Annotated in this window: 11 protein-coding genes; all 11 read right to left on the minus strand. The window is 63.1% G+C overall.

Annotated elements, in window-relative coordinates:
- Positions 1-21: 21 nt before the first annotated feature.
- On the minus strand, positions 22-522 hold the full coding sequence (locus C1O66_RS03670; protein WP_207795896.1) for a carboxypeptidase regulatory-like domain-containing protein: 501 nt from the start codon (positions 520-522) through the stop codon (positions 22-24).
- Between the two features lie 118 nt (positions 523-640).
- Entirely contained in the window at positions 641-1,768 is a 1,128-nt protein-coding gene (locus C1O66_RS03675; protein ID WP_133155090.1) for a PI-PLC domain-containing protein, read from the minus strand.
- 63 nt (positions 1,769-1,831) lie between these two features.
- Positions 1,832-4,561: a type VI secretion system ATPase TssH gene (tssH, locus tag C1O66_RS03680; RefSeq protein WP_102766652.1), complete on the minus strand. Its 2,730-nt coding sequence runs from the start codon at positions 4,559-4,561 to the stop codon at positions 1,832-1,834.
- A 70-nt stretch (positions 4,562-4,631) separates the two neighbouring features.
- Positions 4,632-5,681: a type VI secretion system baseplate subunit TssG gene (gene tssG, locus C1O66_RS03685; protein ID WP_102766653.1), complete on the minus strand. Its 1,050-nt coding sequence runs from the start codon at positions 5,679-5,681 to the stop codon at positions 4,632-4,634.
- 8 nt (positions 5,682-5,689) lie between these two features.
- Positions 5,690-7,579 (minus strand): type VI secretion system baseplate subunit TssF, encoded by a 1,890-nt coding sequence (gene tssF, locus C1O66_RS03690; protein ID WP_102766654.1) that lies wholly within the window; start codon positions 7,577-7,579, stop codon positions 5,690-5,692.
- Between the two features lie 12 nt (positions 7,580-7,591).
- Entirely contained in the window at positions 7,592-8,098 is a 507-nt protein-coding gene (gene tssE / locus C1O66_RS03695; protein ID WP_102766655.1) for a type VI secretion system baseplate subunit TssE, read from the minus strand.
- A gap of 23 nt (positions 8,099-8,121) precedes the next feature.
- Positions 8,122-8,964: a type VI secretion system accessory protein TagJ gene (locus tag C1O66_RS03700; RefSeq protein WP_102766656.1), complete on the minus strand. Its 843-nt coding sequence runs from the start codon at positions 8,962-8,964 to the stop codon at positions 8,122-8,124.
- A 295-nt stretch (positions 8,965-9,259) separates the two neighbouring features.
- Positions 9,260-9,739: an Hcp family type VI secretion system effector gene (locus C1O66_RS03705; protein ID WP_102766657.1), complete on the minus strand. Its 480-nt coding sequence runs from the start codon at positions 9,737-9,739 to the stop codon at positions 9,260-9,262.
- 104 nt (positions 9,740-9,843) lie between these two features.
- Complete coding sequence (gene tssC, locus C1O66_RS03710) at positions 9,844-11,334, minus strand: type VI secretion system contractile sheath large subunit (RefSeq protein WP_102766658.1); 1,491 nt, start codon at positions 11,332-11,334, stop codon at positions 9,844-9,846.
- A gap of 44 nt (positions 11,335-11,378) precedes the next feature.
- Complete coding sequence (gene tssB, locus C1O66_RS03715) at positions 11,379-11,876, minus strand: type VI secretion system contractile sheath small subunit (protein WP_102766659.1); 498 nt, start codon at positions 11,874-11,876, stop codon at positions 11,379-11,381.
- Positions 11,877-11,954: 78 nt separating this feature from the next.
- Entirely contained in the window at positions 11,955-12,998 is a 1,044-nt protein-coding gene (gene tssA / locus C1O66_RS03720; RefSeq protein ID WP_102766660.1) for a type VI secretion system protein TssA, read from the minus strand.
- Positions 12,999-13,011 lie beyond the last annotated feature (13 nt).

Raw genomic sequence — 13,011 nt, forward strand, 5'->3', positions numbered from 1 at the left:
TCGCTCGAACAAGCCGTCAAATCACTGCAACTCGCAGATGCCAAACACCTCACCGTGTTTCGCGGGTTCTCGCTCTAACCTGCACACCATTTGGATCGGGCGGCCATCCAGTTCGCCGTTGTCCTTGTAATTGCGCTTGAAGAAGTACCAGGCCTTGTAGCTCTTGCCCTCGTGGAGGATCAGGATGGTCTGCTTGACCATGGGTTCGCTAGGAAGCAAACGATCCAGAAGCGAGGCCTTGCGGGTCAAGGCGGGCAGCACGAAGCTGCCATCCGCCGCAGTTTTGGCACGGTCGGTCGATTTCTCGTCATTCCATTCAACCTGGCGCTCGATCACGGCCCCCACCACGGCCCGCCCTTGCTCCAGGACGGTGCCCTTGACCTGCGAAAAGATGACTAGTGGGGAGCTGTTCGCCATGGCGATTCCTTGAGTAAACAGACAGACCATAACAAAAAGGCTACGGGCCATTTTCACCGGACCTGCAAAGCAACTGTTGCTCGCGTCTGCAGCGCTATTCTTCATGGCCTAGGCTCCGGCTTGTCAGTTTGTCTTTATGAATAAATAGAACTCATTGTCAGAATGGCCTAGCTTTGCATTCGCTCTAGAAGAATGTAGATTCTGATCACAGAAGATTCCTCGGTTAGAAGAATGAACGGTTGGGTTTGCCGGATACATACTTGTCATAGGCTTTTGCCAAACGGTAGTCCACCACCGTATTCAACTCGATGATGGATTCGCATTTTCCGGCATCGGCGAAGTCGATCATGATGATGTTTGGAAAGTACGCTTTGACACGGCGAACTCCGCCAAACTCCAGGGCCCTGATACGGTCACGCTCCATTTGCGTCGAAATGGAGGCTTCCAGGCCTTCATACCACAGCTCGTGCATCCGCCTGACACCTGTCGTACCCCACATCTCCTTGTTGCGATCGGCGATGCTGGTGACCGAACCGGTTGAGGTCCAATACATCATTCCCAGGACATCTCCGGCCCAGTCATCCGCCTGTCGTGCCATGGCCAGCAGCATCTTTCGCTGAGTGCTTTCGTTTTCCTGGATCTTCTTCTCGTTCGATTTCCAGATCTTCCAGGCCTTGGTCCCACCTTTGCCGTAATACTGCAAGCCCGTGTAATTCGCGTCGTATTGGCCCACACTATTCTTCTCGCCACGAAGGCTGCGGAATCCGAGTATGCCGTCGCGATGCGTATAGGGGCTGGCTTCCGCCAACGCCTTGTCATTGAATACGCATACCACTTTTTTGGAAAGGTCGCTCAACTGCAGTTTTGCGAATTCCTGCCCATCGCTTGCTTTGAAGATATTGTCCTCGAGGATGTTGATGCAGTACTCTGCAATAAGTTTGTAGTTGCTGCACTTGTCGAACTTGAAAATCAAGAATTCGCCCGTGGTTTCCACAAACCGACGAGCATCCCGCAGCATGTCCGAAAGCTTCAAACCATACTCGCCCATGATGCGCTTGCTGGTTTCAAGGCTGTGGGTTTGGCCGCTGATCTTGCTGGTCAGGGTTTTGGTTTTGTCGCTGAATGTGGATCCGTGATAGCCAACAAGCGACGCTGACCCATCACTGTGTCGCTTTGCAGCGATTCGCAAGTCAAACAAGCGCACGCCAGCCTTGGCCTGCATGGCAATATCCAAAGATTGGGTCTGGGCATTTGAGGATCCACTGGTGATGGACGCATCATGGCTGCCTGCAAAGACAATTTCGCTGATGCGTTTGTCTTCACCCAGAGAAGAAACGTAACGGTAGGTCATGACTGACTTTCTCGAATTGTGCGTGGGATTCACTGAGGCGACTGGCGCCGTGTGTGAATAGAACTAGAACTCGTAGCGGAACTGACCGGCATCCACTCCGACCTTCACGCCGAGAATTGGGTGCCCCTCCATCATTTGAGTCAGAAACTGTCGCGAAATATCCGGCAGCATGGTGTTGGTCAGAATCGCATCAATCATCCGCCCACCAGATTCAGATTCCGTGCAACGCGAAACCACCAGTTTCACCACCTCGTCGGAATACTCGAACGGAATCTTGTAGCGCGCCTCCACCCGCTTTTTGATGCGGTTCAGCTGCAGGCGAACGATCTGCCCCAGCATTTCGTCGGACAGCGGGTAATAGGGAATCGCAACCAGCCGTCCCAGCAGCGCGGGCGGGAAGATCTTCAGCAGCGGCTCGCGCAAAGCCTTGGCCATGCCCTCGGGATCGGGCATCAGGTCCGGGTCTTTGCACAGCCCGGCGATCAGGTCGGTGCCGGCGTTGGTGGTCAGCAGGATCAGCGTGTTCTTGAAGTCGATGAAGCGGCCTTCACCGTCTTCCATAAAGCCTTTGTCGAAGACCTGGAAGAACATCTCATGCACGTCTGGGTGGGCTTTTTCCACCTCGTCGAGCAGCACCACGCTGTAGGGCTTGCGGCGCACGGCTTCTGTCAGCACGCCGCCTTCGCCATAGCCCACGTATCCCGGGGGCGCTCCCTTGAGCGTGCTGACCGTGTGGGCTTCCTGGTACTCGCTCATATTGATGGTGATGAGGTTTTGCTCACCGCCGTAGAGCGCTTCGGCCAAGGCCAGGGCCGTCTCGGTCTTGCCCACGCCCGAGGTGCCGGCCAGCATGAAGACGCCAATCGGCTTGCTTGGGTTGTCCAGGCCGGCGCGGCTGGTCTGGATGCGCTTGGCGATCATCTCCATCGCGTGGTCCTGGCCGATCACGCGCTGGCCCAGATGCTCGGCCACCTTGAGAATTGTCTCGATCTCGTTGCGGGCCATGCGGCCAACCGGGATGCCGGTCCAGTCGCCCACCACCGCGGCCACGGCCTGGTAGTCCACCGTGGGCAGGATCAGCGGGTTCTCGCCTTGCAGCGCGGCCAGCTTTTCCTGCACGGCGTTTAGCTGTGTCAACAGGCCTTGGCGCTCGGCTTCGCGGTCGCTGTCGGTCAGGCCTTCGGCTGCGGCTTCCGCGGCGGCATCGGCCTCCAGCTTGCTGCCCGTGCCCTCGACCGGGCGGATGCCGGCGCGCAGCTTGGCGCGCAGATCCAGCAGCTGGTCGACCAGGGCTTTTTCTTCGCCCCAGCGCAGGTCCAGCGCGGCCAGGCGAGCGCGCTCTTCGGCCAGGGCGAGCGACGCCTCTTCCTCGCGCTTGCCGATGGCGATGCCAATGGCCTTCTCGCGGGCGATGATGCCCAGCTCCACTTCCAGCGCTTCGATGCGCTTGCGGCTGTCGTCCACCTCGGCGGGCGTGGCATGCAAGCTCACGGCCACGCGTGCGCAGGCGGTGTCCAGCAGGCTGACGCTCTTGTCGGGCAGCTGGCGGGCCGGGATGTAGCGGTGGCTGAGCTTGACGGCGGCTTCCAGCGCTTCATCGAGGATCTGCACCTGGTGGTGCTTTTCCATGGTGCTGGCCACGCCGCGCATCATCAGGATGGCCTTGGGTTCGTCGGGTTCGTCCACCTGCACGGTCTGGAAGCGGCGGGTCAGGGCCGGGTCTTTTTCGATGTGCTTTTTGTACTCGGCAAAGGTGGTGGCGCCGATGGTGCGCAGGGTGCCGCGCGCCAGGGCCGGCTTCAGCAGATTGGCCGCGTCGCCCGTGCCGGCCGCGCCGCCGGCGCCGACCAGGGTGTGGGTTTCGTCGATGAACAGGATGATGGGCTTGGGGCTGGCTTGCACCTCGTCGATGACGGAGCGCAGTCGCTGCTCGAACTCGCCCTTCATGCTGGCGCCGGCCTGCAGCAGGCCCACGTCGAGCGCGCGCAGCTCCACCTCCTTGAGGCTGGGCGGCACATCGCCACGGGCAATGCGCTGGGCAAAGCCTTCGACCACGGCCGTCTTGCCCACGCCGGCCTCGCCGACCAGGATGGGGTTGTTCTGGCGGCGGCGCATCAGGATGTCCACCACCTGGCGGATTTCGTCATCGCGGCCGACGATGGGGTCCATCTTGCCGTTGCGCGCTTGCTCGGTCAGGTCGACGGTGAACTTCTTCAAGGCTTCCTGCTTGCCCATGGCCGCCGGCGCCATGGCACCGCTCTCCTCGCCGGGGCTGCTGCCTGCGGCGGAGGAGCCGTCGGTGGCGCCCTGCCCTTCCTCGGGCGAACCGGCCAGCACCTGGGCCAGGCGGTCGCTCAGGTCTTCCACCTTGAGCTTCTCGAACTGGCGGCTGATGGCGATCAGCGCATTGCGCAGGGTCTTGGTCTTGAGCATGCCCACCAGCACATAGCCGGTTCGCACGGTGTTGTCGCCGTACAGCAGGGTGCCGTAGACCCAGCCGCGCTCGATGGAATCCGCGATGTTTTCGGCAATGTCCGAGATGCTGGTGGCGCCACGCGGCAGGCGGTCGAGCGCGGCCGTCAAGTCTTTGGCCAGGGCGGCGGTGTCGAGCTCACCGAACTTGATGATGCGGTGCCAGTCCGAGTCGGCGAGCTGCAGGATCTGCGCAATCCAGTGCTCCAGCTCGACATAGGGGTTGCCGCGCAGCTTGCAGAAGACGGTGGCGCCCTCAACCGCTTTGTAGGCGGTGCTGTTCAACTTGCCGAAGAGGGTCACGCGGTTGATGTCCGCCATGGTGAATCCTTTGACTGGTAGGAAAGAAGAAGACGAAACGTGGTCGGATGAATCAAGTCGAGCAGCGCCGCTACAGCGGGCTCGACCTGGGTTGAAGACGAAGCACGGCCGGCTCGGCGCGCGCCAGTGGGCGCCCCAACCAACTGGTCCAGCCCAGCCGGCTGTTGCGGCCCAACCGGCATGCGGGCACCTGCTCAGGCTTGAGGGTCAGGGCCAGGTCCCAGGCGTACTCCAGGCCGATGTACTGGTGCACCAGGGCCTGCAGCGCCGGCAGGGCCGATCCCACAGGCAGCAAGGCCTCGAAGGCCGGCAGATCCAGCGGGCCGATGTGGATGCGGAAATGATGCTGGCGGTCATACACCGCGCGGCCCAGCACGGCACTGACGCCAAGCTGGTGGGTCGAATGGCGGCGCGAGGCGCCCTTGCGGCTTTGGCGTTGCAGGCGGGTGCGCTCCTGCGCCTGCAGCGGCATCCAGCGCCCCACGAACTGCTCGACGCGCGCCTGCATGCCCAGATAGGCACTGAGCAGCTGGCTCAGGCCGTCGGCATTGCGGGCCTGGCGCGCCTGCACCTGGGCATGGGCCAGGCGGGCATGGTCGGGCGCCGCGTCGCGCCCCTGCCAGGCTTCGCCACCCACGCCCATCAAGGCGCCGACAAAGCCGGCAAAACGATCGTCCTTGGGGCGATCGAGGTTGACGGTGGGCTTGCCCTGGGCCCAGGCGCGGTAGAACAGCAGCAGCAGGCGGTGATGGAAGAGATCGGCGAAGCGCGCGAAGGTTTCGTCGCCCTTGTGCAGCTTGCGCTCATGCGCATAGGCCGTCAGGTGCAGGGGCAAGGGGCCGTTGGGGCCGAAGAGTCCAAAGAAGTTCACCTCCAGGCGCGGGCGGCCGCTGCGGTCCTGCAAATTCAGTGCATGAAGGCTGCTGGGCGAGAACGCCAGGCTGGTGTTCTGTCCGAGACGCAGCGGCTCGTCCACGGGGCGCTTGGCTGTGCCCAAACCCGGCAGGTCTTGATGGTAGGCATCGATCAGGCGCAGCGCCTGGAAGAAGTCATAGCGATGCGGTGCCGCCGCAATGTCCGCAATCGGGTCGGCACGGCGATGGGCTTGTGGCGCGTTCATGGCGGGCTTCAGAGAATGGCCCGGGCGCCCACGCGGGGGCGGCCTTGCAAGATGTCGCCGCGCGCCGGCGAGTGCAGGCGCAGCTGGGTGAAGCCGTTGAGCGAGACATGGCGCGCCACATAACGCTCCAACACCAGGCCCAGCAGGAAAGCGCTGCCGCCTTCGAACGCGTGGTCGTCGATCTCCACCTTCACATCGACACCGCGGCCGAAGGTGATGGGGCCGGCCATGGGCAGACGACGCACCACGGACGACAAGCTCACCGAGCGCACGCCCTCGATCTGCCGCTGCGCGGCGGCATCGCCGCTGGCCGCATACAGATGCAGGATCTGGCGCAGCGCGGCGGCGCCTTGCTGGGCATCGGTGTCGGTCAGCGACAGGTGGTTCAGCGAGAGCTGGTTGATCAGCTTCCAGGCCACATTGCCTTCACGCATGGCGGTCTGTGGCCGCGACGGCCCCTTGATCACCTGGATCATCTTGACCGGCGCGGTCTGATGCAGGGTCAGGTCTCCCTTGGCCTGGCCGGTGGGCATGAGGATGGGCAGATCGCGGTTGGTGCAAAGCGCCCGCACTGAAAGCTGACGCAGCTCGGCCGGAAACGGCGCCTCCTTGGGGTCCACCACCGAGATGTAGACCTCGCTGCCGATGTAGCTTGTGCGCGGGCCTTCGCGGGTCTGGTGCTGCGAGAGCAGGCGCGGCTGGCGTTGCACCGAGTAGTAGGCGGGGTGCTTGCGGCTTTCGGTGTGGAAGGCGTTGTAAAGCGGCAGGAACTGCCAGTCCGAGGCGCCCCCTTTGGACACACCGCTCTCGCCGTAGCCATTGACCTCGAGAATCGAATGCACCTCGTAGTCCATCGGCCGGGTTCGATCGGGCACCACGTGGTACTCGAACTCGCCGGCTTGTGCCTGGATGCGATCGCAGCGGCGCTCCAGCAAATTGACGGCCGGCACGCAGTGCAAGGCCAGACTCTCGGCATCGACGGACTGCAGCAGGGCATTGTCAGCGCGCGAGAACAGGATGACGATGTCCACCTCCTGCTCGCTGTGCGAGCGCAAGGCATCGCCGAGCTCGTGAATGTCAAAGAACAGGAAGCGCTGCGGCAGAGCAAAGTACTCCTGCAGCAAACGGTAGCCCTGGAAACCTTGCAAGGTCTGGGGCAGCAAGGCCTCGTCGTCCTCGAAGCCCGCCGGGCTCAGGCACTCCGCATCCAGGGTTTCGAACCAGGCGGCGGAGCGCTGCGTTGGCAGCACAAACACGCCCAGCGCATGGCCGCAAATCAGCTCGTGCAGGCGAAATGCCGTGTCATCCAGCCCTGCGCAATGCAGGCGCAGGTTGTCGAGGCTCAGCTTGGAAAAATCGGTCTCTGCCGTGCAGCGCAGACGGATGCGCAAGCCCGAACGGTATTTGCGCCATTCGGGCACAGACGCCAGGGGCAAGTCCGCCGCCTGCTGAAAATACTCGACCTGACCGATCTCCAGCGGCCACATCGTCAGCGCATGGGCGGTGCGGAACTCGCAGGCCGTGAGGCCGCTTTTGCCCGGCTGGCTTTGCATCACGCTGCCGCGCTCCAGGCGCAGACCGGTGGCCAGGCTGGGGTCCTTGAGGTCGGGCGTCAGCTTGGCGATCAGCATGGACGGCGTCGGCGCCAGGAACTGCGGGTAGATGATTTCCAGCAGGGCCTGGGTGAAACGCGGGAACTCGGCGTCGAGCTTGAGCTGGATGCGGCCGGCCAGGAAGGCGAAGCCCTCCAGCAGTCGCTCGACATAGGGGTCGGTGACCTCCAGGCCTTCCAGGCCCAGGCGGGCGGCGATCTTGGGAAACTGCTGGGCAAACTCGCCGCCCATCTCGCGCAGATGGCGCAGTTCTTCGTTGTAGTAGCGGAGCAGGCGGGGATCCATGGCCAGGCTTCTTCAGCGGTCCAGTTCGCGCACGGCGACCCGGCCGGTTTCGAGATCGATGTCGGTCTTCAGCAGCAGCTCCAGGGGCACGGGTTGAGCCCAGAGCTGGCCGGCGATGCGAAAGCCGATCTGGTTGTGGTGGTCCAGCTGCTGGGCCGAGACCACGGCTTCGACGACCAGGGTCTCGGGCAGGATGCGCGGCTCATGGTCAAGGATGGCCTGGCGCACGTTCTGCTGCAGCTGGAGCAGGTCGACATTGGAGACGCTGCTGCCCGAGAGCGGCGGAAGGCCAAAACTGAGCACCGATTTGCGCGCTTGCTCGGCGCCCAGCCAGTCGATGTGCGCGCTGGGTGAGCTTGCATTGAACAACCAGGCCAGGTCACGCAAGACCATCTCGCGCAGCTGGCTGCGACCGATCACGCGCGACTCAGAGCTTTCCACCTGCGACAGCGGTTCGTCGTCAGTCAGGCGGTCCAGCAGTGCGGGCTGGAGCCGGTCTCGGGCGCGCAACTGGGCCATGGCAACAAGCTCGTGTGCGTGTGTCAGGCGCTGGCCGGCGCCGGAGGCGCTGCGCTGTCGTCCGCGGATTCGTGCACGACCACGGTCCGCACATCCATCAGCGCGAACTCTTCGCCGTCGGTGGACCAGAGTCGCTGACCCAGGCCGATATAGCTGTCCGGGCCTCGCTCGCGCCATTCCGTGGCCCGCGACAAGGCCAGGGCATCGCCGGCCGCCAGGTCGGTATCGGGGTAGCGCGTGGGGATCAGGCCCACGACTTCGCCGCCGTTGGTGAACATGAAGTGCGCGGGCATCCAGATGGCATCGCGCAAGTCCTGTGGTGGATCGATCTCCACACGCGCCAGCCGGTTCCAGGGCAGCCAGTAGTACTTGCCGTTGATGATGGCTTCGATCACCGGGCCGAGGCGGCTGTCGCCATCGGCGATCCAGCTGAAGGGCTGCTCATTGATGCTGCCAGCGCTGGCCGGAGCCTGCTCCAGGGCCTGAGCGCGCAGTGCTTGTCCGGCGGCCACGTCGCCCTGCCCTTCACGCAGCAAGGCCTCGATCAGCAAAGCCACCCAGGTTTCCGGCTCACCAAAGAGCATGGGCACTTTTTCGCCGGCAAACACCTTCATGCGCAGTGCCTCGCAGGCGATGGCCTCGCGGTAGGTCTGCACCATGGGCAACATGCCGGCATCCAGCTCCAGCGCCACATTGAGCTGGTTCAGGGCGCGCTGCCACTGCCCGCTCACACACAGGAGCTGGAACAGAAACACACGCAGCTTGGCGTCTTGCGGCTGGCTGCGAATCTGCTCGCTCAATAGCTTGAGAGCCGCCAGGGCATCGCCGTCTTTGAGGGCTTGTTCGGCGGGAGATGGGTGAGCCATATGAGGTTTCCGTTCGCCTTGGAGCAGGACAGCGCGGGGAATTCGGGTCAGATTTGGAGCCGAGCAATGCAGAGACGACGGCTCAGCAATCAAACATTCGGGAGAGATCAGCACACCGCCTCAGCACGGCGGCGCGGGGCCTGGGTCGGGTGTCCTTCGGGTGAAATCTGGCGCGGCTCGCTGTGCGCTTATGCCTGCACCTGCCAGGCACAAAGCCCTCGCTTGGCGCCGCACCACCCGAGAGGGAAGCGGGCCGACGCTTGCTGTGCAGCGGCGCCGGCCCTGCGAGCTCCAATTACTTGGAGTTTTCGGCGATGTTGTAGGTGAAGGGCAGCGGTGTGTCGCCGGTGCCGTCCGCCTTCTGCGGGACGTAGGAGAACTTCACCTTGGCGAAGTTCAGGGAGATGTTCTCCGTCAGTCGGTCCTCGCCGCCCGAACCACCGGTGCTGACCGAGGTCACCAGGATTTCTTCCAGCTCGATGATGAGGTACTCAAGCGGCTTGTCGCCAGCCTTGCGAACGACCAACTTGGCCTTCTTGATGTGCTTGCCGGTTGCGCAGCCATCGAGCAGGGCGTGCGAAGCCTTGTCGATGTACTTGGTGATCGAGATGTCCTGGAAGTTGGCCTTGCCCGCGCCAGCGCCGCCACCCTGGTGGGCGGTGCCGCTGTTCGAAACGCCCCAGCTCCAAGCCAGGATGTCGATCTCACCTGCATACTTCTTGTCCCTCGACTCGCCCTTGATACCGTCAAGAACCAGAAACATGTCAACAGCCATGGGAATCTCCTTTGTGCCCGTTCGGGGGCGGTTAAAAACTGGGTGACCCAGTGATGAAGTGAAGGCTCAGCGCCGACGCCGAGCCGGGCAATGGATCAAGCCGCTCAACCGGCCTTGGCCGAAGGCAGCTTGGACACCAGCCGCAGCGACACGGTCAGGCCTTCGAGCTGGTAGTGCGGACGCAGATAGAACTTCGAGCTGTAATAGCCCGGGTTGCTCGGGTCTTCTTCCACCACCACCTCGGCGGCCGACAGCGGATGGCTGGCCTTGTACTCTTCCGAGGAACGGGCCGGATCGCCGTCGACGTACTGGGTGATCCACTGCGACAGCCAGCGCTGCACTTCTTCGCGTTCCTTGAAGGAGCCGATCTTGTCGCGCACGATGCACTTCAGGTAGTGCGCGAAACGGCAGGTGGCAAAGAGGTAAGGCAGGCGCGCAGCCAGGTTGGCGTTGGCGGTGGCGTCCGGGTCGTCGTACTCGGCCGGCTTGTGCAGAGACTGGGCGCCGATGAAGGCGGCGAAGTCGCTGTTCTTGCGGTGCACCAGGGGCATGAAGCCGTTCTTGGCCAGCTCGGCCTCGCGGCGGTCTTCGATCGCGATCTCGGTCGGGCACTTCATGTCCACACCACCGTCATCGGTCGGGAAGGTGTGGGTGGGCAGGTTCTGCACGGCGCCGCCCGATTCAATGCCGCGGATGCGTGTGCACCAGCCGCTTTCCTTGAAGGAGCGGTTGATGTTGGTGGCCATGGCGTAGGCGGCGTTGGCCCAGGTGTACTTGCCGTGGTCGGCCGAACCGGTGTCTTCCTCGAAATCGAAGGCTTCGACCGGGTTGGTCTTGGCACCGTAAGGCAGGCGCGAGAGGAAGCGCGGCATGGCCAGGCCGATGTACTTGGAGTCTTCCGATTCACGCAGCGAGCGCCAGGCGGCGTAGTCGGGCGTGGAGAAGATCTTGGTCAGGTCGCGCGGGTTGGCGAGCTCCTGCCAGGAGTCCATTTGCAGCAGCGTGGGCGAACCTCCGGTGATGAAGGGCGCATGGGCCGCAGCGGCGATCTTGGCCATTTCCGACAGCAACTCCACATCGGGCGCGCTTTGGTCAAAGTGGTAGTCGCCCACCAGGCAGCCGAAGGGCTCGCCACCAAACTGGCTGAACTCTTCGGAGTAGATCTTCTTGAAGATCGGGCTCTGGTCCCAGTTGGTGCCCTTGTAGCGCTTGAGCGTCTTGCCGAGCTCGGCCTTGGACACATTCATCACGCGGATCTTCAGCGACTCGTCGGTCTCGGTGTTGTTCACCATGTAGTGCAGACCACGCCAGGCACCCTCAAGCTTCTGGAACTCCTGGTGGTGCAGGATCAGATTGATCTGATCGGACAGCTTCTTGTCGATGGCGGCAATCATGGCCTCGATCGAGGACACCACATCGCTGCCGATCAGCTGCGTCTGGGCCAGGGCCTGCTGGGCCAGGGTCTGCACGGCCTGCTCGACGGCGCCCTTGGCATCATCGGACTTGGGCTTGAATTCCTTCTGCAGCAAGGAGGCCAGGTCGCTGCCTTCGAAGCTGACGCCAGCCAGCGCGGCGGAGGCTTGGGTTTCTGCCATATCGTTCTCTCCTACTCGTGTCTTTGATGTCGTGGCCGTGTGCTTCAGGCGTCGCTGGGCTTGGCGGTGGCGGCCAGAGAGCCCAGCAGGGCCGGGTCGGCCATCAGCTTGCCGATCAGCTCTTCGGCACCGCCCTTGCCGTCCATATAGGTGACCAGGTTCTGCAGTTGCTGGCGGGCTTCGAGCAGCTTGCTCAGCGAATCGACCTTGCGGGCCACCGCGTCGGGCGAGAAGTCATCCATGCTGTCAAACGTGATGTCCACGCTCAGATTGCCTTCGCCGGTCAGGGTGTTGGGCACCTGAATCGCCACGCGCGGTTTCATGGCTTTCATGCGGGCATCGAAGTTGTCGACATCGACTTCCAGGAACTTGCGATCGGCCACCGGGGCCAGAGGCTCGGCCGGGTTGCCCGACAGATCTGCCAGCACACCCATGACGAAGGGCAGCTGCACCTTCTTCTCGGCGCCATAGACCTCGACGTCATATTCGATCTGCACCCGCGGTGCGCGATTGCGGGCGATGAACTTTTGGCTGCTACTCATTCCAGGCTCCTGTGCGACGTAGAAGAAATTCAAGACATTCGCGGCTTCAGGGTCTCAGGCTTGCCGCGAATGGGGGGATCACGAGTTTTCGGTGTTGTAGGGGTCAATGCCCACCAAACCAGCGACGCCGGCCAAGGCATCGGGGGCCAACATCTTCACCAGCTGGAGGAAGTTTTGGTTGATCAATTCACTGCCTCGACGCAAAAACAAGGGGGCGGGATTCGAGGGCTCGACACGCTCCAGATACTCGCAAACCATGGCGATGGCCTTCAGCGCATCCTCGCGCGAGTTGACACTGCCGGACAGTCCCCGCTCCTGCGTCCTAACGCCTGAAGACATGGACTGCTCGCCATCGTCGGAAGTATCTGACGCTCCTGCCGGATCGTGCACTTCTGCGGGAAAAGTACCGAAGACTCCCTGCACCAGGCTTTGCAGCGGGCGCAGATCGGGCGCGAGCTCGTGCCCCAGCTTGTCCAGCAGCAGAGTGCGCAGCGCTTTCAGCTGTTCCTGCGCGGCCTCGCAGGCGGCGCGCAGCCCGGGCCGCTTGGCCTCCGCGGCGGCGGCCATCTGGCTCAAGGCGGCGGTGCTCAGCACATCCTCACCTTCGCGCGCCGGCGACAAGCCCAGCGCCACCTCCACATGTCGGCCCGTCACCAGGCCGATGCTGCGGTCTTCGATCAGACGCGCTTCGCGCAGGTCTCCGATCAGGCCCTCGACTTCGCGCAGCAAGGTCAGGGCGTTGACGCGGGCATAGGGGTCGCCATCGTCAGGGTCGGGCAAGGGGTGCACATGGTCCCACAGCGCTTCGATCATGCTGCGCAGCAATTCCAGCCCCGGGGCCAGGCTCGCATAGCCCTGCAGATGCACCAGCGAGCGCATCCAGAGGATGGCAATGCGCAAGTCGCGGCTGCGCTCCAGCAGCGCCTCCGACAGCTCCATCACCTCGCGCCAGGCGGGCGGCTCGGCCGGACCGAACTGCGACTCCGGTTTGCCGGCCGCTGCCCGGCTCAAAGTCAGAAAGTCGTTGTCGTATTCGAGGTCAGGGCCGCAAGGCGCACTGTCGTCCGCCAAGGGCGCAGACCACAGCGCGATCTTCTCGCGCGCTTGTTCGATCTCACTCATTTCACCCACCTTG

The organism is Paucibacter aquatile (genome assembly GCF_002885975.1).
In the GTDB taxonomy this organism is placed as follows: domain Bacteria; phylum Pseudomonadota; class Gammaproteobacteria; order Burkholderiales; family Burkholderiaceae_C; genus Paucibacter_A; species Paucibacter_A aquatilis.

What these genes read in the sequence shown, in the direction of transcription:
- tssB (WP_102766659.1), bottom strand. Translation starts at nt 11,876, where the DNA reads ATGAGTAGCAGCCAAAAGTTCATCGCCCGCAATCGCGCACCGCGGGTG.
- tssC (WP_102766658.1), bottom strand. Translation starts at nt 11,334, where the DNA reads ATGGCAGAAACCCAAGCCTCCGCCGCGCTGGCTGGCGTCAGCTTCGAA.
- C1O66_RS03700 (WP_102766656.1), bottom strand. Translation starts at nt 8,964, where the DNA reads ATGGCTCACCCATCTCCCGCCGAACAAGCCCTCAAAGACGGCGATGCC.
- C1O66_RS03705 (WP_102766657.1), bottom strand. Translation starts at nt 9,739, where the DNA reads ATGGCTGTTGACATGTTTCTGGTTCTTGACGGTATCAAGGGCGAGTCG.
- C1O66_RS03675 (WP_133155090.1), bottom strand. Translation starts at nt 1,768, where the DNA reads ATGACCTACCGTTACGTTTCTTCTCTGGGTGAAGACAAACGCATCAGC.
- tssA (WP_102766660.1), bottom strand. Translation starts at nt 12,998, where the DNA reads ATGAGTGAGATCGAACAAGCGCGCGAGAAGATCGCGCTGTGGTCTGCG.
- C1O66_RS03670 (WP_207795896.1), bottom strand. Translation starts at nt 522, where the DNA reads ATGAAGAATAGCGCTGCAGACGCGAGCAACAGTTGCTTTGCAGGTCCG.
- tssG (WP_102766653.1), bottom strand. Translation starts at nt 5,681, where the DNA reads ATGAACGCGCCACAAGCCCATCGCCGTGCCGACCCGATTGCGGACATT.
- tssF (WP_102766654.1), bottom strand. Translation starts at nt 7,579, where the DNA reads ATGGATCCCCGCCTGCTCCGCTACTACAACGAAGAACTGCGCCATCTG.
- tssE (WP_102766655.1), bottom strand. Translation starts at nt 8,098, where the DNA reads ATGGCCCAGTTGCGCGCCCGAGACCGGCTCCAGCCCGCACTGCTGGAC.
- tssH (WP_102766652.1), bottom strand. Translation starts at nt 4,561, where the DNA reads ATGGCGGACATCAACCGCGTGACCCTCTTCGGCAAGTTGAACAGCACC.